The following is an 18,522-nucleotide window of genomic DNA, read 5'->3' as shown; positions in this document are numbered from 1 at the left end:
CTTAGCGCCTGCCGCGCCCGAAGAAGAACGAAGCAATGAACAGCACCAGGAAAACGATGAACAGGATCTTGGCAATACCGGTAGCGGCGCCAGCGATACCACCGAAGCCCAGCACGGCAGCGACAATGGCGATGATCAGGAATGTGATAGCCCAACTAAGCATGATGAATCTCCTTTTTCCCTTGAAATTGTATGCAGGCGCCTCAGAACACCCAGCGATCCTGCGGTACTACGTTTTGCACAGTGGCGGGGGACGAGGCCTTTGGCGACGGCTGTGGATCTGCCGCACGCACCAGGTTGTTGGCACGGGTCGCCTGAATCTGGCTCAACAGCGCTGTCTGCGCTGCCACCTGATCGGCCAGTCGTGCAGTCTGCAGGCTGTAGTAAAACTGGCCGGCGGCCAGGGTTACCAACAGGGCAAGTGCCACGAACAGAAACTGACGTACTGGCACTGCGGTGGTCTGCGACTGGTTGACTGGTTGGCGACTCATGTCGATGTCTCCTGCAATGTTCTTGTTAAACGCTATGAACAAGTAATTGCAGCCTGCATGCCAGTCTTGCCAATGTTAAAAAACGTATATATTTCAAGCACTTAAAAACATGTAGGCAGTGTCTGTAGGACGTATCCTGCACGATGGGGCCGTTAGCGTCGTGCGTATTGCACGACTCAGCCCTCGACCTTGGTCGCTACCTTGAGCAAATCAGCGTCAACCCCGCGCACACCAAGGATTTGCCGCGCGACCTCGACAGCGATGGTTTTCTGCTCCCGGCTGACCACCTCACCCGCCAAGCGAACCATGCCTTGCTCACTGCTGACCTTCAGGTTGAGGCCATCCAGGTTACGGCTGTAGCCGTAGCTGCTCTGAATCTTGTCGATGATCCAGCTGTCCGAGGGTTGCTCGCCCTGCACTGCGGCCACGGGCGTTTCCCGCGCCTTGGCCATCGCCGCTGTGTCGAGGCTGATCAGGTTGTTGACCAGGTGGATACCGTCGGTGGTGCGTGCCAGCACGCCTGCCACCTCCTTGGCTTCGACCCGGTCGACGCGACCGCGCAAGGTGACCACACCATCGCGACTGTCTACTTCAATTGGCGCCTTGCTGGTTACCTGCGCCCAGGACAAACGCGCACGGACGATAGCCGTCAGGGTCGCATCCTCCAGCCGCTGGGCGTAAGCGCGCAGGTCCAAGGACTGCTCGACCAGACCGGGGTTGACCTGCAACTGGTTATCCACCTGCTCGATGCCGCGGGTAGCCAGCGCTACGTCCTCGGCCAGCTGGCGCTCCACGGCGCTTTCGACCTCACCGGTGAGGCGCGCCTGCTGCTCCTGGACCGCTACCTCGATACGAAACGGATTGAGCAGACGGTTGAGCGACAGTGCGGTTTGCAGCGCGCCTTGCAGGCGGGCGTCTTGCAACGGATCAGCAAACACCGGAGAGGCGAAAGCGGCGATGGACAGCGCCAAAACGGCGCTTCGTGGGGAAAATGCCATGCTGAGTGCTCCTTTTGAAACAAATCCAAATAACTTCGCAACCACCGTGCCAGGCAAAAATCACTGATAAAAACCTTTATATTCAATTGGTTAACCGAATACGCGACCAACGGCTAGCATGCAAAGGACGGAATCCTTCAGAATTGACCATGCAACTTGCCCGATCTTTCCGACACTAACTCAGATAAATCCTAATGGAGCGTAGGAAAATGGAGTCTACCCAGGACAATCAAGGCCGCATTCTGCTGGTAGATGATGAGTCCGCTATCCTGCGAACCTTCCGCTACTGCCTTGAAGACGAAGGCTACAGCGTGGCCACGGCCAACAGTGCGGCCCAGGCCGAGGCGCTGCTGCAGCGTCAGGTATTCGATTTGTGTTTCCTCGATCTTCGCTTGGGCGAAGACAACGGGCTCGATGTGCTGGCGCAGATGCGCGTGCAGGCACCGTGGATGCGCGTAGTGATCGTCACTGCCCATTCGGCGGTCGACACCGCAGTAGATGCGATCCAGGCTGGCGCTGCTGACTACTTGGTCAAGCCGTGCAGCCCGGACCAACTGCGCCTGGCCACTGCCAAGCAGCTTGAGGTACGCCAGCTGTCGGCGCGTCTGGAAGCCCTCGAAGGCGAAGTACGCAAGCCCAAGGACGGCCTCGATTCGCACAGCCCGGCAATGATGGCCGTGCTGGAAACCGCGCGGCAGGTGGCGACCACCGACGCCAACATCCTTATCCTCGGCGAATCCGGCACTGGTAAAGGCGAACTGGCCCGGGCCATTCACGGCTGGAGCAAGCGTGCGCGCAAGGCCTGCGTGACCATCAACTGCCCATCGTTGAATGCCGAGCTGATGGAAAGCGAGCTGTTCGGGCATACCCGCGGCGCCTTCACCGGTGCCAGCGAAAGCACCTTGGGGCGGGTCAACCAGGCGGATGGCGGGACCCTGTTCCTCGACGAGATCGGCGACTTCCCGCTGGCTCTGCAGCCCAAACTGCTGCGTTTTATTCAGGACAAGGAATATGAGCGCGTCGGCGATCCGGTTACCCGCCGTGCCGATGTGCGCATTCTGGCCGCAACCAACCTCAATCTGGATGACATGGTCCGCGAAGGGCGCTTCCGTGAGGACCTGTTGTACCGCCTCAATGTCATCACCCTGCACCTGCCGCCACTGCGCGAGCGCAGCGACGATATCCTGACCCTGGCTGACCGTTTCCTCGCCCGCTTCGTCAAGGAATATGCGCGGCCGGCACGTGGGTTCAGCGACGAGGCCCGCGCGGCCCTGCTCAACTACCGTTGGCCAGGCAACATTCGCGAGCTGCGTAACGTGATCGAGCGCGCCAGCATCATCTGCCCGCAGGAGCGGGTTGAAGTCAGCCACCTCGGCATGGCCGAGCAAACCACCAGCAATGCACCGCGAATTGGTGCTGCGCTGAGCCTGGACGAGCTGGAACGGGCCCATATCGGCGCGGTGCTGGCCTCCAGCGATACCCTTGATCAGGCTGCCAAGACGCTTGGGATCGACGCCTCGACGCTGTATCGCAAACGCAAGCAATTCAACCTGTGAAGTGGCCCATGAAGCTGCGTGCGAGGCTCTTTTTAAGCATTTCAGCGCTGGTCACGGTGGCGCTGCTGGGCCTGCTACTGGGCCTGGTCAGCGTTTTGCAGATGGCCTCGACTCAGCAAGCGCTGGTGCGTGATACCACCCATACGCTGGAGTTGGGCCTCAAGCTGCGGCAGAACCTCGGCGAACAGTTGATTCTGATTCTGGACGAGGACAGCGACGCCGACAGCCTCAACAACCTGCAGACCCAGTTCCAGACCTTGCTCAGCCAGGGCTTGCAGGAAGGCGGCGAGAAAACCGGTTTCAGCAAGGCCAGCAGCAATTACCAGGCCTTTCTCCAGGCCTACCGGCAAACCCCCAATCCTGCCCGCAGCATGGCCACCGACAAGCCCCTCGGCGCTGCTTTCAATCAGGTCCGCACCGACCTGATCGACTCCTACAAGCAGTCACTGGAGCAGATATCCCGCAGTGAAGAGGCCAGCCGTGACCGCGCGCTGCTGATCAGTGGCCTGCTCGGGCTGATGGGCTTGACCGTGCTGATCCTCGGCTTTGTCACTGCGCACAACATCGCGCGCCGCTTCGGCCTGCCGATCGAAGCCCTGGCCAAAGCCGCAGATGAAGTCGGCCAAGGCAACTTCAATGTCACCCTGCCGCTGTCCCAGGCGACCGAACTGAACCAGCTGACCCGCCGCTTCGGGCTGATGGCAGACGCCCTGCGCAAGCATCAGGCGACCAATATCGACGAAGTCCTCGCTGGTCAGCAGCGCCTGCAAGCTGTGCTCGACAGCATCGACGACGGGTTGCTGATCATTGACCAGCAAGGCCACCTCGAGCATCTCAACCCGGTTGCCCAGCGGCAGCTGGGTTGGGAAACCAGCCGCCATGGCACCAGCCTGGTCGAGGCGCTGCAACGTCCCGAGCTTGAACAGCAGCTGCGCCAGGTATTGCGCGGCGGCAGCCTGGACCGGCCACCGGAAGACTTGAGCATTGAAGTCGAAGACGAAACGCGCCTGCTGTCGTACAGCCTGACCCCGGTCAGCCATCCGCAAGGGCCGATTCTGGGTGCGGTGATGGTGCTGCATGACGTCACCGAGCAACGTGCGTTCGAGCGCGTGCGCAGCGAGTTCGTGCTACGCGCCTCGCATGAGTTGCGCACCCCGGTCACCGGCATGCACATGGCCTTTGGCCTACTGCGCGAGCGGATCTCGTTCCCGCCACAGGCCCGCGAAAACGACCTGCTCGACACCATCGGCGAAGAAATGCAGCGCCTGACCCAGTTGATCAATGATCTGCTCAACTTCTCCCGCTATCAGAGTGGTTTGCAGAAGCTCGAGCTGGCCCACTGCGGTGTCGAAGAGATGCTTGAGCGGGCGCAGGCGCGCATCGCCGAGGTGACAGCGGACAAGCAGGTCGAGCTGGTGATCGAGCTCGAACAGCCATTGCCACGTATCCAGGCCGACGTTGCCCAGCTTGATCGGGTGCTGGACAACCTCCTGCACAATGCCGTGCGCCATACGCCTGATGGTGGCCGGATTCGCCTGCATGCGCGGCGCCACGGCGAGCGGGTGATCATCAGCGTCGAAGACAACGGTGAGGGTATTGCCTACGGCCAGCAAGGGCGGATCTTCGAACCCTTCGTTCAGGTTGGGCGCAAAAAGGGTGGGGCAGGCCTCGGGCTGGCCCTGTGCAAGGAAATCGTCCAGCTGCACGGTGGGCGCATGGGGGTCATTTCAAGGCCAGGCGAGGGCACCCAGTTCTACATGGCCCTGCCAGTCTGAACCCGCTCACGGCTCATCATCGATGCGCCGTGAGCGGACTCGCCGCCCACGAGTAATCAGCTCGGCGAACTGGCGGGCGCTGAGTGGATGGGCAAACAGCCAACCCTGGCCATAGTTGACCCCTTCGCTATTGAGCAGCAGCGCCTGATCCTCGCACTCGATGCCCTCGGCGATCACCCGCAGGTGCAGGTCGTGGGCCATGCGGATGATGTGCGGTGCCACGCCACTGCTAGCGGCATCATGGCCAAGCGCGTCGATGAACGCCTTGTCGATCTTCAGGCAATCCACCGGTAAGGTCTGCAGGTAGGCGAGGCTGCAATAGCCGGTGCCAAAGTCATCGATCAGCACCTGATGGCCAACCGCGCGCAAGGCTTGCAGGTTGTCGCGCGCCACCACCACGTCGATCAGCCCGCGCTCGGTGACCTCAAAGGCGATCTGGCTGGCCGGGACCCGGTGCAAGGCCAGTAAACGCGCGGCCACCGGCCCGATCCGCGGCACCATCACATCGCACGCGGCAAGGTTGACCGAGATGTACAGCTGGCGGTTGGCGCGCAGCAACTGGCCCAGTTGCTCCAGCACTCGCTGCAACACAAAGTCGGTGATTTCGCGGATCTGCCCGGTGTTCTCGGCCAACGGAATGAACAGGTCGGGGCTGGTCAGGCTGCCATCCGGGCGGCGCCAGCGCACCAACGCTTCGGCACCGACGCAGCGCCGGCTGTCCAGCTCGAAGATAGGCTGATAAAGCACCTGCAGTTCACCCCGGCGTAGTGCGTTCTGCAGCTCGGAGCTCATCGAACGGCGCTGCCGAATCAGCTGCAGCACCAGCCAGCCGATGCAGCAAGCCAACAACAAACTGCCCGGAAACAACAGCCAGAGCAGGCCGTTCATCTTCAGGGGCAGGCCCACACGCGGGGCGATCAGCACCAGTTGATAGTCCGGCGATTTGGTCGGCATGCTGTAGATCAGCCGGTCGCTCTGCTCGAACAATGACTGGCCCGAAGGCGGCGGCCATTCGGCCAGCGGTGGCCACGGCTGGGCCGGGCCCAGCACGGGGATAGCCCGACTGCCATGATCGAGCACTACCAACAGGCTGCCTCCCGGTGGCAGATCGACCACATCGGTCAGATGCCCGCGCGAGGTCGACACCAGAAACTTGCCCCGGCCAAGCATCAACGCGGCCAGGTTTTCATCAGGTTCAGTAGTGGTGTTGAGCCAGTAGCTGTAGGTGGGCCCGCGGATATCCGGTGGGCGCAGTGGCTGCATGGCGCTTTCCTTGCCACGGCTGGAGCAGAGCTCGTTGCCGTCCAGGTAAGCGGTTTCGTAGATGAAGCGCGAGCTCAGGCTGACCTGCTGCAACGCCGCCAGCATGCGCCCGTCGCAGCCGCGCAAGGGCAGCGCCTGCAGCTGATCGACGCCCTCGCGCAGTTGCCCAAATACCTGCTCCAGACGCTCGAGAAACCGCTCGCCCTGGGCGTTCATCTGCGCGCTTTCGCTTTCTTTCATCTGTTGCAGGGCAACGCCAACGCTGCCGGCAATCAACAGGACGGCGCTGGCCAGGGCCGCGAATGCGGCCAGCAGCCAGGGACGGTGGAAAATTTGGCGCAACCCATCGAGAAAGGTCGGCATCGCACTCATCCAGTTGATTACCAAAGGTATAGCAACGGATCGGCTAATCAGCATGGCCGTCTGGCGTATTACTCACGACTGCCACCCACGCATAGCTCGGCCAACACGCTCAAGCAGTCGGTGCAGCAGCCTCAGCGCATCTGATTGAGTACTTGCAGCATGGCCGCGGTTTGCGCGTCAGGTTGCCCGTCAAAGCGCTGCGGGCGGAAACGCATCTGGAACGCCGCCAGCACGTGCCGGGTAGCTACATCCAGCTCGCCGGTCTGCTCGATCGCGTAGCCAAACCGCGCCAGCTGCTGCTGATACCAGTTGATGCTGGGCGGATTGACCGCAAAGAAGCCCTGCTGACGCGCGACTGCGTTGGCATCAGGCCAGATGCCGAGGCCTGCATCCGCCAGGCGCTTCCACGGGAACAGCGGGCCCGGGTCAAGCTTGCGCAGCGGTGCGATGTCACTGTGGCCAATGATGTAGCGAGGTTTGATGTTATTGCGTTTGACGATGTCTTTGAGCAGGGCAATCAGCGACTGTACCTGCGCCTCACTGTAGGGATACCAGATGCGGCCGTTGGGCGTGTCATCGAAACCGGGATTGACGATTTCGATACCGATCGAGGTCGAGTTGAGCCAGGTACGCCCATCCCACTGACTGTCGCCGGCATGCCAGGCGCGGCGGCTTTCGTCGACCAACTGATACACCGTGGCCGGGCCGTCGCCAATCAGGTAATGGCTGCTGACTTCGCCCTTGGTGAGCAGCGCGAGCGAGCGCTCCAGTGAAGCGTTGGTGTAATGCAGCACGACAAACTGGATGCGCTCATCCTGGTTCACAGAGGTGTGGCTGCGATCAATGCGCAGCCCCGAGCTACAGCCGGTCAGGGCCAGAACGAGCAGGGCGGTAAAGAGAGTTTTCATCGGCAGGGAACACATATCAGCAGCTACGAAGTTGCTACAGTATAACGTGCTCCCTGCCTACTGTTTGTAGGAAACCGCTTAGCCCTGCTCCACCCGATTGCGCCCCAGATCCTTGGCCCGGTACAACGCGGTGTCGGCACGCTTGAGCACCTGGTCGCCGCGCTCGCCCGTGCGAAAGGCGCTGATACCAATGGAGGTAGTGATCACTACCCGCTCGCCCTTGAAGTGGAACGGGCAGGCTTCGATGGCCGCGCGCAGGGTTTCAGCCACCTGCAAGCCGGCTGCCGGCGAGGTCTGCGGCAACAACACGACAAATTCCTCGCCGCCAAATCGGGCAATGAAGTCGCGCCCGCGCATGCGCTTGCGCAACTGGTCGGCGACGATCTTCAAGACCTTGTCCCCGGCCAGGTGGCCGTAGCCATCGTTGATCCGCTTGAAATGGTCGAGATCGAGGATCGCCATCAGCAGCTGACCGCCATTTTCCTGCCAGTCGAGTACTTCGCGCTCGACCTGCTCGGACCAGGCGGCGCGGTTGGGCAGCCCGGTCAACGGGTCGATCAGGGCCTTCTGGCGTTGCTCTTCAAGGTGCTCGCGGTAGCCCAGCGCCTCCTGCTCCATGTTCGCCACACGCTCGGCCAAGCCGTGCAGGCGCCCAGCCAACTCCTGTTCGCGGCGGTCACGTTCCTGCTGATGGTCGTCGATGGTGACCAGCAGGCCTTCAAGGCGATTGTCGAGGACATGTTTGAGGCTGTTGAGGTCAGCTGCGCCCTGAACGCTGCTTTGCAGGCCATCAACCTGCTCCCGCAGTTGGCTGTCGAGTTCGCGGGCAGCACTGGTGTTGTCGGCATGCCCGGCACTGGCTTCGTGCAAGTGGCTCTGGAAGGTCTCCAGGCGCTCGTTCAGCTGCTGAAGGTACGCTTCGAACTCGTGCTGACCGCTGTCGGTAATGGCCAGCATCAACACGGCCAGGTCATCCAGCACCGGGATCAACTCGTACCAGTTCAAGCCACGTGCAACCCGCTCGCGCATTTCCAGCGCCTGCGCCTTGTGCCGTTCGGGCAGGCTGAGGTCGTCGAGCAACCCGATCAAGGTCTGTTCGATATGCAGGGCAACCTGGCTGTAGGGCGGCTCGACGGCGTCGGGCAAAGCGTAGGGGCCGTCGTCGTCGACTGGCTCAGCATCCACCTCTGGCGCCTCGCTCGGCCCCAGTTCGTCCGGCTCGACCTCAGCCAATGCTTGCTGCTGCGGTTCGCCGGGCTGTTCGTCACTCTCGGCCACCGATGTCGGTGGCCCTACCAGCGCAGGCCCTGACGACTCGGGCTCTACAGGTTGTACCTGCACGGGCTCAGTGAGTGCTGGCTGAACACCTTGCTCAACGACTGTAGGGAGGACATCGGCTGCGCGGACGGGGATGACCGGCTCAGGAGCTGCTGGAGCCTGTACTTCGGCCGACACGACGGGCGGCTGGGGCTCACTGGCGAGGACTGGCAGAGCCTGCGCTTCAGCAACGGGCACGTTCGGCGCGGGGCTGCTCGGCTCCGGCGTATCCGCGCGCGACTCGCTGTCGCTTTTGCCGAACAATCGTTGCAGAAAACCCGGGCGATGCTCATCGTCCTGGTTTTGCAGCGAACTCAGCGCTTTGCCCTGCAGGCCACTGAGTTCGCCTAGCAATGGCGGCAGTTCGCGAGACTGGCCAACGCCGCCGTCGAGTTTTTTCGCCAGTTTTTTCAGCGGCCGGGCGACCTCGCCAGGCAGCGGCAAACTCTGCAGCTGGGTAACCAGTGCTGTCAGCGCGTCGCTGACCTGATTCATGCGGGTTTCGCGCCGCTGCTCGGAGTCGAGCACGGTTTTTTCAAGGCGCGGGATCAGGTTGGCAAGGCCAGCGTCCATGTTGTCGCTGCGGATGACTTCGCGCATTTCCTTCATGCACTGGTCCACCGCCTTGTCGCTACCCTCAGCCGCCAGGGTGCTGCGCACCAGGCCACGACGCAGCAGGTCGAGCCGGGCGTCCCAGCGACGCTCGAGCTTTTCCTGCTGTTCGATGCTTTTAAGGTATTTTTCTTTCCAACGCTCTGCGTCGTCTGTCATGCCCGGATCCACTGCGCGGTGATGGCAATTAGCTCAAGACGGGCAGGGTATCCACAGTCAATGCGTCAGGCAATCGAATCTCGACCGCAACTGGGAGGTGATCGGAAATTGGCTGGGCCAATACCTCGACACGCTCCAGCGTCAGGCTCGGGCTGAGCAGAATATGATCAAGGCAGCGCTGCGGGCGCCAACTCGGGAAGGTCGCTTCGACCTGCGGCGCAATCAGCCCAAGGTCGCGCAGTGGCGAGGTTTCCAACAGATCGTTGGCGTGGGTGTTCATGTCTCCCATCAACACCTGGTGACGATAGCCGCCAATCAGCTCGCGGATGTAGCTGAGCTGCATCGCACGGGTCTTGGCACCGAGCGCCAGATGCATCATGACCACGATCAGCGCATCTTCACCCTCGCCGAAGCGCACCAGGATTGCACCGCGACCGGCGGGGCCGGGCAGCGGGTGATCTTCCAGATGAGTCGGTTTGAGCCGGCTGAGGACGCCATTGCTGTGCTGGGCAAAACGCCCCAGGTTGCGATTGAGCTGCTGATACCAGTATGGGAACGCGCCCAACTGGGCCAGGTGCTCGACCTGGTTGATGTAGCCCGAGCGCATGCTGCCACCATCAACTTCCTGCAAGGCCACCAGATCGAAGTCGCTGATCAGCGCACCGATCTTCTGCAGGTTGCCGGCCCGACCGGTGTGCGGCAGCAGGTGCTGCCAACTGCGGGTCAGGTAATGGCGGTAGCGCTCGGTACTGATACCAACCTGGATATTGAAACTGAGCAGGCGCAGGCGACCATCTTCCGGGAGGCCGGGTGCCTGCAGGTGATGCTCGTTGACCTGCGGTTGATGCAGGCCAACGCCTCGGGTGGTTCGCACGCGAGCCATGGGTTCGCCGCTTACTTAGCGGCGCGCTCCTTGGCGATCAGCTGATCGGCGACGTTGAGTACGCCTTCCGGGCCGCCGGCGGTGCCGAGGTCAAAGCGGTATTTGCCGTTGACGATCATGCTTGGAACACCAGTGATTTCGTACTTCTTCGCCAGTTCTTTGGCCTGTTTGACCTGGCCTTTGATGGCGAAGGAGTTGAAGGTGGCAAGGAACTTGTCTTTATCGACGCCCTGAGTGGCGAGGAACTCAGCCATGTCTTCAGGCTTGGTCAACTGCTTGCGCTGATTCTGGATCGCATCGAACACTGCGGCGTGAACCTTGTGCTCGACGCCCATGGCTTCGAGGGTCAGGAACATCTGGCCGTGAGCATCCCATGGGCCGCCGAACATGGCGGGAATGCGTTTGAAATTGACATCGGCAGGCAGCTTTTCAGCCCACGGATTGATCACCGGTTCGAAGTGGTAGCAGTGCGGGCAGCCATACCAGAACAGCTCGACGACTTCGATCTTGCCTGGCTGGGAGACTGCAACCGGGTTGCTCAGCTCGATATATTCTTTACCCGCGGTAGCCGTATCGGCTGCCTGAACGGCGGTGATACCGAAAACGCTGGCGGCGACCAGCGCAGCGCTGAGAATCAGTTTACGCATGCATTACTCCTGAGCATTCAGTGGTCACCTCGACGCGACCTCAACTAAGACCGGCCGGGAAGGGTGCGAGTTCGATAGTGTAACGGCAACAGACGAAAAAAAGGGCAGCCGGGGCGCAATGCGTCAGCCGAGCCTCGTAACACCGCCGCCCCCTGTAGAGCGGGCTTGTGTCGCGATGGGCTGCAAAGCAGCCCCAAACTCGACCGACTGGCACCAACCCAGCCACCCTTCATCATTTACCAATCAATCATTAACTGAAGGTTAACCCCCTCAGTGCAGCCCCTGAATATAGCTCGCCAACGCCTCAACATCCTTGTTGCTCAGCTTGCTGGCGATGCTGCGCATGGTCATCGCATCACCATCGTTGGTACGATTGCCTTCACGGAAGTCGGTCAGCTGCTTGCTGATGTATTGAGCGTGTTGGCCACTCAGATGTGGGAAGCCTGCCAAGGCAATGCCTGCGCCATCGGGCGAATGGCAGCCGGTACAGGCAGGCATGCCCTTGCTCAGGTCGCCACCATTGAACAAGGCACGCCCGCGCTCGACCAGCTTCGGATCGGCTGCGCCGACGCTGCCTTTCTGGCTGGCGAAGTAGCTGGCGATGTCGGCCAGATCCTGGTCATTGAACGGTTCGAGCATGCCGGTCATTTCCAGCACCACGCGCTTGCCGGTCTTGATGTCGTGCAGTTGCTTTTCCAGATAGCGTTCGCCCTGGCCAGCGAGTTTCGGGAAATTAGGCGCCAGGCTGTTGCCGTCGGGGTTGTGGCAGGCACCACAGACGGCGGTTTTCGCCTGACCGGCGGCGGCGTCGCCTTTGATAGGGTCCGCAGCACTTGCCGCACCTGCAACCCCCATGGTCAACAGCAGACTCACGAATAGTTTGTTCATCAGCTAATCCAACACGGCTAAGGGTGAAATGTTATGTATCGGGACTGCCGCTCATCCAAAGGATGACCAAACGGTAGTCCTCGGTACTGCAGTCCATGCACAATCCACGCGGCGGCATAGCCTTGAAACCCTTGTTAACATGCGCCACCAGTACCTCCATACCCTGCGCCAGCCTTGGCTCCCAGGCCGCCACGTCACCCTTCATCGGGGCCTGTGGCAGTTGTCCGGCGTGACAGGCAGCACAGCTGCGGTTGTACAACGCCTCGGGATCCTGTGTAGCCTGTGCACTGAAAAACGGTAGGAACATACCAACAGCCATTAGCCATTGCGCCTTGCGTAACGACCTTTCAGGGTTGGGGGCCGCGCTGCGTTCTAATGCGCGAGCTATTGTTCGACACCCCATGTGCGCCTCCTTCGCTGGGAGAATGCACACACAAAAACTGGGGCATTATATACTTCCGCGATCCAAACGGAAACGACACTGCTTGCCGAGCCTGGCTCAGGCAACACCCACATCGGATATCCCATGCAAGTCAAGAACCCCATCCTCGGCCTCTGCCAGAAAGCCACCTTCGCCCTTAGCGCCGCCAAGGTCGATCAATGCCCGGAAGACCAGGGTTACGAGGTGGCTTTCGCCGGCCGTTCCAACGCCGGTAAATCCAGCGCCCTCAACACCCTGACCCATGCCAGCCTGGCGCGGACTTCGAAAACCCCAGGCCGCACGCAGCTGTTGAACTTCTTCAGTCTGGACGATGAACGGCGTTTGGTCGACTTGCCGGGCTACGGGTATGCCAAGGTGCCGATCCCGCTCAAGCAGCACTGGCAGCGCCACCTGGAAGCCTATCTGGGCGGCCGTGAGTGCCTGCGCGGGATCATTTTGATGATGGACGTGCGCCATCCGATGACCGATTTCGACAAGATGATGCTGGACTGGGCCAAGGCCAGCGGCATGCCCATGCACATTCTGCTGACCAAGGCCGACAAGCTCACCTACGGCGCAGCGAAGAACACCCTGCTGAAAATCCAGGCAGAAATCCGCAAGGGCTGGGGCGATACCGCGTCCATCCAGTTGTTCTCGGCGCCCAAGCGCCAGGGCCTGGAAGAAGCCTACGTGGTCCTGGCCGGCTGGATGGAACTGGAAGACAAGCCTGTCGAGTAAGCGCTGACGCGAGGGTGCTGTAAGCGGCAAATTGCCGCTGCAGCCAAATCGCAGGCAAAAAAAACCCCGGACTTCGTATGGGGAGGGGGAAGTTCGGGGTTCAAGTCCGGACCGTTAGGGCGGGGTCCAGATATTCTGCCAACACTTAACACAACATAGGAGCATCGAACGGCTTCACCAGCCATTCAGTAGATCTGAGTCCCGCTTCACTGGTTTAGTTCCTCAGCGCTTGCAATTATTTGCGCTAACAGGGGCTGCCTAGCCTGCAAAAACGCCTAAGCAACGTGGGTCCACGGATAGCCGCAGACCCCGTGCCAGACGTCTTAGTGCGCCTCGTCCCAGTTCGCCCCAACGCCGACTTCGACCAGCAACGGCACGTCCAGCTGAGCCGCGTCGCTCATGTGCGGGCGGATCTCGGCCTTGATCTGCTCGACCAGGTCTTCACGCACTTCCAGCACCAGTTCATCGTGTACCTGGAGGATCACCCGCGCATCCAGCCCGCTGCTGCTCAGCCAGTTATCCACAGCGACCATGGCGCGCTTGATGATGTCGGCGGCAGTGCCTTGCATCGGGGCGTTGATCGCGGTGCGCTCAGCGCCTTTGCGCAGGGCCTGATTCTTGGCGTTGATATCCGGCAGGTACAGGCGACGACCGAAGAAAGTTTCGACATAGCCCTGCTCGGCAGCCTGGGCGCGGGTGCGCTCCATGTAGGCGAGCACGCCTGGGTAGCGGGTGAAGTAGCGGTCAATATAGTCCTGCGACTGTTTACGGTCGACGCCAAGCTGCTTGGCCAGACCAAAGGCGCTCATGCCATAGATCAGGCCGAAGTTGATCGCCTTGGCGCTACGGCGCTGGTCGGTGGTGACGGCAGCCAGATCAACGCCAAATACCTCTGCAGCAGTCGCCCGGTGCACGTCCAGGTCGTTACGGAAGGCATGCAACAGGCCTTCATCCTTGGCCAGGTGGGCCATGATCCGTAATTCGATCTGCGAGTAGTCGGCCGCGAGCAATTTGTAGCCAGGGCTGGCGATGAACGCCTGCCGAATACGCCGGCCTTCGGCGGTGCGGATCGGAATGTTCTGCAGGTTCGGATCACTCGACGACAGGCGCCCAGTGGCTGCCACAGCCTGCTGATACGAGGTGTGAATCCGGCCGGTGCGCGGGTTGATCTGGTGCGGCAACTTGTCGGTGTAGGTGCTTTTGAGCTTGCTCAGCGAGCGGTACTGCATCAGCACCTTGGGCAGCGGATAGTCCTGCTCGGCCAACTCGGCCAGCACCGCCTCGGCGGTAGATGCCTGGCCTTTGCTGGTCTTGCTCAGGATCGGCATGCCCAGCTTGTCGTAGAGGATCACGCCGAGTTGCTTGGGCGAGCCGAGGTTGAATTCTTCCCCGGCCAGGGCATACGCCTCGCGCTCCAGTTCGGCCATTTTCAAGCCAAGCTCGCCGCTCTGGATGGCCAGCAGATTGGCATCGACCAGCGCGCCCTGGCGCTCGATCCGCGCCAGTACCGGCACCAGCGGCATCTCGATGTCCATCAGCACCGGCTGCACGCTGGGGGTCTTCGCCAGGTGCGCCTGCAGTGCCTGGTGCAGGCGCAGGGTAATGTCGGCGTCTTCGGCGGCGTAAGGGCCGGCCTTGTCCAGTGGGATCTGGTTGAAGGTCAGCTGCTTGGCGCCTTTGCCGGCGATCTGCTCGAAGGTGATGGTGGTGTGGTCGAGGTACTTCTGCGCCAGGCTGTCCATGTCATGGCGGGTAGCGTTGGAGTTGAGCACGTAGGATTCGAGCATGGTGTCGTAGGCGACACCCCGCATATCGATGCCATTGGCCTCATCACCGCCAATTGCGCAGTTGGCCAGAATATTGATGTCGTACTTGGCGTTCTGGCCGATCTTGCCTTTGTGCGGGTCTTCCAGCAGCGGCTTCAGCGCCAGCAATACCTGGTCACGGTCGAGCTGGGCCGGTGCGCCTTCGTAGTCATGGGTCAGCGGCACATAGGCGGCCACATGCGGTTCGACCGCGAACGACACGCCAACCAGCTGCGCCTTTTGCGCGTCCAGCCCGGTGGTCTCGGTGTCGAAGGCAAACAGCGGCGCCTGGCGCAGTTTTTCCAGCCAGGCATCGAAGCGGGCTTGGTCGAGGATGGTCTCGTACTGCGGCTCGACCTTGGCCTGCGGCGCTTCCTCTACCGGCGCCGGCGCCAGCTCCTCGCCAACCTTTGCCGCATCACGCTGCACATCGGCGATCCAGCTCTTGAATTCCATTTCGGCATACAGCGCCAGCAGCGCGTCGCGATCCGGCTCGGCGCAGACCAGCGCATCGACTTCGATATCCAGCGGCACATCAATTTTGATGGTAGCCAGCTCATACGACATGAAGGCCGCATCGCGGTGCTCCTCGAGCTTGGCAGGCAGGCTCTTGGCGCCGCGAATCGGCAGCGCCGGGACCTTGTCGAGGTTGGCGTAGACGTCCTTCAAGCCACCGCCGATGCCGGTCAGCAGGCCGACGGCAGTTTTTTCGCCAACGCCGGGCACGCCGGGGATGTTGTCGACCTTGTCGCCCATCAACGCCAGGAAGTCGATGATGTGCTCAGGGCCGACGCCGAACTTCTCGTGCACACCGGCAATGTCCATGACGCTGCCGGTCATGGTGTTGACCAGGGTGATGTGGCCGTCGACCAGCTGGGCCATGTCCTTGTCGCCGGTGGAGATGATCACCGGGCGCCCGGCCGCCGCACTGCTGCGGGCCAGGGTGCCGATGACGTCGTCGGCTTCGACCCCTTCCACGCACAGCAGCGGATAGCCGAGTGCCTTGACGCTGGCGTGCAATGGCTCGACCTGCACCCGCAGGTCGTCCGGCATGCTCGGCCGGTTGGCCTTGTAGTCGGCGAACAGGGCGTCGCGGAAGGTCCCGCCCTTGGCATCGAAAACCACCGCGAACAGGCTGTCCGGATATTGCCGGCGCAGGCTCTTGAGCATGTTCAGCACGCCCTTGACGGCACCGGTGGGCATACCCTTGGAGGTGGTCAGCGGCGGCAGCGCGTGGAAGGCGCGATACAGGTAGGACGAACCGTCCACCAGGACGAGGGGAGCTAGGCTCATGAGCAGAATCAACCTTTTCGACGGGTCCGGCGCTAGAATAGCCAGATCAATGACGACAAAGGGACAAGGTTATCATGCGGACACTCAATCGCCTGTTACTGCTCGGCCTTCTGGCAACCATGCCGATCGTCTCCCAGGCGGCGGACGACGCCCCATCGGCTGATCCCGATGTGACCATTCGCACGGAAGGCGATAAAACCATTCAGGAATACCGGCAAAACGGCTTCCTGTATGCGATCAAAGTCACGCCGAAAGGCGGCAAGCCTTATTTTCTGGTACGCGCCGATGGCTCGGATGGCAATTTCATCCGCTCCGACCAGCCGGACATGCTGATTCCATCGTGGAAGATATTCGAGTGGTAATCTGACGCGTACCGTCACATCAACCTGGCACTTCCCGGCGGAAGTGCCCGCATGGGCAACTTTTCATCATGTCAGTTTTCACCCCTGTGTCCCGGCCCGAGCTGGAAACCTTTCTGGCGCCGTATCAGCTGGGCCGTCTGCTCGACTTCCAGGGCATCGCCGCCGGTACCGAGAACAGCAACTTCTTCGTCAGTATGGAGCAGGGTGAGTTTGTCCTGACCCTGATCGAGCGCGGCCCGGCCGAAGACATGCCGTTTTTCATCGACCTGCTGGATGTGCTGCACCAGGCCGACATGCCAGTGCCCTACGCCCTGCGCGACCGCGATGGCCATGGCTTGCGGGAGCTGTGCGGCAAGCCTGCGCTGCTGCAACCACGGCTGAACGGCAAGCATGTGATGGCGCCGAACAACCAGCACTGCGCCCAGGTTGGCGAACTGCAGGCGCATATCCATCTGGCGACCCGCGAGCAGATCCTTGAGCGCAAGACTGACCGTGGCCTGGACTGGATGCTGGAGTCGGGCGCCGAGCTGTTGTCGCACCTGAGCGAGCACCAGCAGGCCCTGCTGCAGCCGACCCTGGCTGACATTGCCGCGCACAAGGCGCAGATCCTGGCGCTGCCACGGGCCAACCTGCACGCCGACCTGTTCCGCGACAACGTGATGTTCGAAGGCACCCACCTCACCGGCTTGATCGACTTCTACAACGCCTGCTCAGGGCCGATGCTGTATGACATCGCAATTACCGTGAATGACTGGTGCCTGGACGAAGCGGCGGGGATCAACCTGCCGCGCGCGCAGGCCTTGCTCGGCGCCTATGCCGCGCTGCGCCCGTTCACCGCGGCCGAAGCCGAGCTGTGGCCGCTGATGCTGCGGGTAGCCTGTGTGCGCTTCTGGCTGTCGCGGCTGATTGCCGCCGAGCAGTTCGCCGGCATGGACGTCACCATTCATGACCCACGCGAGTTCGAAGTGCGCCTGGCCCAGCGCCAGCACATCGACCTGAAGCTGCCGTTCGCGCTCTGAGCCTTGCAGGAGCGTCCTTGCCGGGACGCTCCTTCAAGAGCCGTCAGAGCTGTTCCAGACAGCCAGCCAGGCCGTTCGCGAGGTTTTCCAGCAAGCGCTCGTAGCCTTTGCTGTCCACCGGCTCGCTGCCACCCAGCGCATCCAGCTCGGCCAGCCGCACCGGCAGCCCTGCGGTCAGCGTTTCAGCCAGCCGTGGGCGCAGCGGCGGCTCGCTGAATACGCAGGTCTTGCCCACTTCCTGCAAGCGCTTGCGCATTGCCGCCACGTGTTGAGCACCCGGCTGCACTTCCGAAGCCACGCTGAACACGCCGGTGTGCTTGAGCCCGTAAGCCGCTTCGAAGTAATCGAACGCCTCGTGGAAGACGAAGTAGGGCTTGTCGGCAACGCCCGCCACACGGGTCTTGATGCGCTGATCAAGTGCATCCAGGCGCGCATCGAAGGCGCTCAGATTGCTCTGATAACGCGCCGCATTGGCCGGGTCGAGCTTGCTCAGGTCGGCCGCCATCTGCCCGGCAATTACCCGGGCATTGACCGACGACAGCCACAGGTGCGCGTCCAGGCTACCCGGGCGGTGGTCATGATCATGCTCGTCATGGTCAGCTTCATCATGACCGGCCTCATCATGGGAATGGCTGTCTTCACCAAAATGACGCAGCTGCATGCCCTTCAGCGACTGCACCGCCACGGTCTGCTTGCTGCGGCTGCCGAGCACCCGCGGCAAGAAGCTCTCCATGTCCGGGCCGATCCAGTACAGCAGGTCGGCATCGGCCACGCGCCGTACGTCGGACGGCCGCAGCGCATAGTGGTGCGGGGAGGCACCCGGCGGCAGCAGCACATCAGGGCTGCCGACACCGTCCTGAACGGCCGCAGCGATCTGCTGCAGCGGTTTGATACTGGTCAGCACACGCACCTCGGCATGGGCCGAGCAGGCGAGCAAAGCGACAAAAAGCACAAGGAAACGGGGCACGGTGAATACTCGACGTGTCAGAAACAGGTAACATAATAACGTCTCCATTAAGAACCG

17 protein-coding genes are annotated in these 18,522 nt (G+C 61.7%); 5 read left to right on the top strand and 12 right to left on the bottom strand.

What is annotated here, in order from left to right; genetic code table 11:
• Position 1: 1 nt before the first annotated feature.
• From M2396_RS12405 to M2396_RS12395, 3 genes are all read right to left on the bottom strand, one after another.
• Positions 2 to 163 (bottom strand): DUF1328 domain-containing protein, encoded by a 162-nt coding sequence (locus M2396_RS12405; RefSeq protein ID WP_101322694.1) that lies wholly within the window; start codon positions 161 to 163, stop codon positions 2 to 4.
• A 40-nt stretch (positions 164 to 203) separates the two neighbouring features.
• A complete protein-coding gene (locus M2396_RS12400; protein WP_101322695.1) occupies positions 204 to 491 on the bottom strand; it encodes a hypothetical protein in 288 nt (95 codons plus the stop codon).
• A gap of 176 nt (positions 492 to 667) precedes the next feature.
• Positions 668 to 1,489: a BON domain-containing protein gene (locus M2396_RS12395; RefSeq protein WP_150570248.1), complete on the bottom strand. Its 822-nt coding sequence runs from the start codon at positions 1,487 to 1,489 to the stop codon at positions 668 to 670.
• Positions 1,490 to 1,698: 209 nt separating this feature from the next.
• On the opposite strand from M2396_RS12395, the gene algB reads away from it, so the two are divergent.
• Together algB and M2396_RS12385 are read left to right on the top strand one after the other, a co-directional pair.
• On the top strand, positions 1,699 to 3,045 hold the full coding sequence (algB, locus tag M2396_RS12390; RefSeq protein ID WP_101322697.1) for a sigma-54-dependent response regulator transcription factor AlgB: 1,347 nt from the start codon (positions 1,699 to 1,701) through the stop codon (positions 3,043 to 3,045).
• A gap of 8 nt (positions 3,046 to 3,053) precedes the next feature.
• Positions 3,054 to 4,820 carry a KinB sensor domain-containing domain gene (locus M2396_RS12385; RefSeq protein ID WP_259075215.1) on the top strand — a complete coding sequence of 589 codons (1,767 nt, stop codon included), beginning with the start codon at positions 3,054 to 3,056 and terminating at the stop codon, positions 4,818 to 4,820.
• Between the two features lie 6 nt (positions 4,821 to 4,826).
• Here M2396_RS12385 and M2396_RS12380 read toward each other — a convergent pair whose 3' ends face one another.
• The 7 genes from M2396_RS12380 to M2396_RS12350 form a co-directional block, all read right to left on the bottom strand.
• Positions 4,827 to 6,446: an EAL domain-containing protein gene (locus M2396_RS12380; RefSeq protein ID WP_371918891.1), complete on the bottom strand. Its 1,620-nt coding sequence runs from the start codon at positions 6,444 to 6,446 to the stop codon at positions 4,827 to 4,829.
• 131 nt (positions 6,447 to 6,577) lie between these two features.
• Positions 6,578 to 7,369, bottom strand: coding sequence for an N-acetylmuramoyl-L-alanine amidase (locus M2396_RS12375; protein ID WP_409035099.1), 792 nt, complete (start codon positions 7,367 to 7,369; stop codon positions 6,578 to 6,580).
• 63 nt (positions 7,370 to 7,432) lie between these two features.
• A complete protein-coding gene (locus M2396_RS12370; protein WP_259075209.1) occupies positions 7,433 to 9,442 on the bottom strand; it encodes a GGDEF domain-containing protein in 2,010 nt (669 codons plus the stop codon).
• Between the two features lie 28 nt (positions 9,443 to 9,470).
• Positions 9,471 to 10,325 carry an endonuclease/exonuclease/phosphatase family protein gene (locus M2396_RS12365; RefSeq protein WP_101322701.1) on the bottom strand — a complete coding sequence of 285 codons (855 nt, stop codon included), beginning with the start codon at positions 10,323 to 10,325 and terminating at the stop codon, positions 9,471 to 9,473.
• Positions 10,326 to 10,336: 11 nt separating this feature from the next.
• Positions 10,337 to 10,972 (bottom strand): thiol:disulfide interchange protein DsbA, encoded by a 636-nt coding sequence (gene dsbA, locus M2396_RS12360; RefSeq protein WP_101322702.1) that lies wholly within the window; start codon positions 10,970 to 10,972, stop codon positions 10,337 to 10,339.
• Positions 10,973 to 11,242: 270 nt separating this feature from the next.
• Entirely contained in the window at positions 11,243 to 11,860 is a 618-nt protein-coding gene (locus M2396_RS12355; RefSeq protein ID WP_101322703.1) for a cytochrome c, read from the bottom strand.
• A gap of 31 nt (positions 11,861 to 11,891) precedes the next feature.
• Positions 11,892 to 12,179, bottom strand: coding sequence for a cytochrome c5 family protein (locus tag M2396_RS12350; protein WP_224785572.1), 288 nt, complete (start codon positions 12,177 to 12,179; stop codon positions 11,892 to 11,894).
• Positions 12,180 to 12,386: 207 nt separating this feature from the next.
• Here M2396_RS12350 and yihA point away from each other — a divergent pair, with 207 nt between their 5' ends.
• A complete protein-coding gene (gene yihA / locus M2396_RS12345) occupies positions 12,387 to 13,019 on the top strand; it encodes a ribosome biogenesis GTP-binding protein YihA/YsxC (protein ID WP_101322705.1) in 633 nt (210 codons plus the stop codon).
• A 323-nt stretch (positions 13,020 to 13,342) separates the two neighbouring features.
• Here the strand turns inward: yihA and polA are convergent, their stop codons facing one another.
• Positions 13,343 to 16,117 (bottom strand): DNA polymerase I, encoded by a 2,775-nt coding sequence (gene polA / locus M2396_RS12340; RefSeq protein ID WP_101322706.1) that lies wholly within the window; start codon positions 16,115 to 16,117, stop codon positions 13,343 to 13,345.
• Positions 16,118 to 16,191: 74 nt separating this feature from the next.
• Between polA and M2396_RS12335 the strand changes: the two genes are divergently transcribed.
• Both M2396_RS12335 and M2396_RS12330 read left to right on the top strand, forming a co-directional pair.
• Complete coding sequence (locus M2396_RS12335) at positions 16,192 to 16,479, top strand: DUF2782 domain-containing protein (protein WP_101322707.1); 288 nt, start codon at positions 16,192 to 16,194, stop codon at positions 16,477 to 16,479.
• A 68-nt stretch (positions 16,480 to 16,547) separates the two neighbouring features.
• Positions 16,548 to 17,498 carry a homoserine kinase gene (locus M2396_RS12330; RefSeq protein ID WP_101322708.1) on the top strand — a complete coding sequence of 317 codons (951 nt, stop codon included), beginning with the start codon at positions 16,548 to 16,550 and terminating at the stop codon, positions 17,496 to 17,498.
• Positions 17,499 to 17,541: 43 nt separating this feature from the next.
• On the opposite strand, the gene znuA is transcribed toward M2396_RS12330, so the two are convergent.
• Positions 17,542 to 18,513 carry a zinc ABC transporter substrate-binding protein ZnuA gene (gene znuA / locus M2396_RS12325; RefSeq protein ID WP_259075201.1) on the bottom strand — a complete coding sequence of 324 codons (972 nt, stop codon included), beginning with the start codon at positions 18,511 to 18,513 and terminating at the stop codon, positions 17,542 to 17,544.
• Positions 18,514 to 18,522 lie beyond the last annotated feature (9 nt).

Source organism: Pseudomonas sp. BIGb0278, assembly GCF_024809895.1.
Classification (GTDB): domain Bacteria; phylum Pseudomonadota; class Gammaproteobacteria; order Pseudomonadales; family Pseudomonadaceae; genus Aquipseudomonas; species Aquipseudomonas shirazensis.
Note: the sequence above shows the minus strand (reverse complement) of the source record. Positions and strands in the feature narration are given on the sequence as shown.

What these genes read in the sequence shown, in the direction of transcription:
- M2396_RS12405 (WP_101322694.1), bottom strand. Translation starts at nt 163, where the DNA reads ATGCTTAGTTGGGCTATCACATTCCTGATCATCGCCATTGTCGCTGCC.
- M2396_RS12400 (WP_101322695.1), bottom strand. Translation starts at nt 491, where the DNA reads ATGAGTCGCCAACCAGTCAACCAGTCGCAGACCACCGCAGTGCCAGTA.
- M2396_RS12395 (WP_150570248.1), bottom strand. Translation starts at nt 1,489, where the DNA reads ATGGCATTTTCCCCACGAAGCGCCGTTTTGGCGCTGTCCATCGCCGCT.
- algB (WP_101322697.1), top strand. Translation starts at nt 1,699, where the DNA reads ATGGAGTCTACCCAGGACAATCAAGGCCGCATTCTGCTGGTAGATGAT.
- M2396_RS12385 (WP_259075215.1), top strand. Translation starts at nt 3,054, where the DNA reads ATGAAGCTGCGTGCGAGGCTCTTTTTAAGCATTTCAGCGCTGGTCACG.
- M2396_RS12380 (WP_371918891.1), bottom strand. Translation starts at nt 6,446, where the DNA reads ATGCCGACCTTTCTCGATGGGTTGCGCCAAATTTTCCACCGTCCCTGG.
- M2396_RS12375 (WP_409035099.1), bottom strand. Translation starts at nt 7,369, where the DNA reads ATGTGTTCCCTGCCGATGAAAACTCTCTTTACCGCCCTGCTCGTTCTG.
- M2396_RS12370 (WP_259075209.1), bottom strand. Translation starts at nt 9,442, where the DNA reads ATGACAGACGACGCAGAGCGTTGGAAAGAAAAATACCTTAAAAGCATC.
- M2396_RS12365 (WP_101322701.1), bottom strand. Translation starts at nt 10,325, where the DNA reads ATGGCTCGCGTGCGAACCACCCGAGGCGTTGGCCTGCATCAACCGCAG.
- dsbA (WP_101322702.1), bottom strand. Translation starts at nt 10,972, where the DNA reads ATGCGTAAACTGATTCTCAGCGCTGCGCTGGTCGCCGCCAGCGTTTTC.
- M2396_RS12355 (WP_101322703.1), bottom strand. Translation starts at nt 11,860, where the DNA reads ATGAACAAACTATTCGTGAGTCTGCTGTTGACCATGGGGGTTGCAGGT.
- M2396_RS12350 (WP_224785572.1), bottom strand. Translation starts at nt 12,179, where the DNA reads ATGGCTGTTGGTATGTTCCTACCGTTTTTCAGTGCACAGGCTACACAG.
- yihA (WP_101322705.1), top strand. Translation starts at nt 12,387, where the DNA reads ATGCAAGTCAAGAACCCCATCCTCGGCCTCTGCCAGAAAGCCACCTTC.
- polA (WP_101322706.1), bottom strand. Translation starts at nt 16,117, where the DNA reads ATGAGCCTAGCTCCCCTCGTCCTGGTGGACGGTTCGTCCTACCTGTAT.
- M2396_RS12335 (WP_101322707.1), top strand. Translation starts at nt 16,192, where the DNA reads ATGCGGACACTCAATCGCCTGTTACTGCTCGGCCTTCTGGCAACCATG.
- M2396_RS12330 (WP_101322708.1), top strand. Translation starts at nt 16,548, where the DNA reads ATGTCAGTTTTCACCCCTGTGTCCCGGCCCGAGCTGGAAACCTTTCTG.
- znuA (WP_259075201.1), bottom strand. Translation starts at nt 18,513, where the DNA reads ATGGAGACGTTATTATGTTACCTGTTTCTGACACGTCGAGTATTCACC.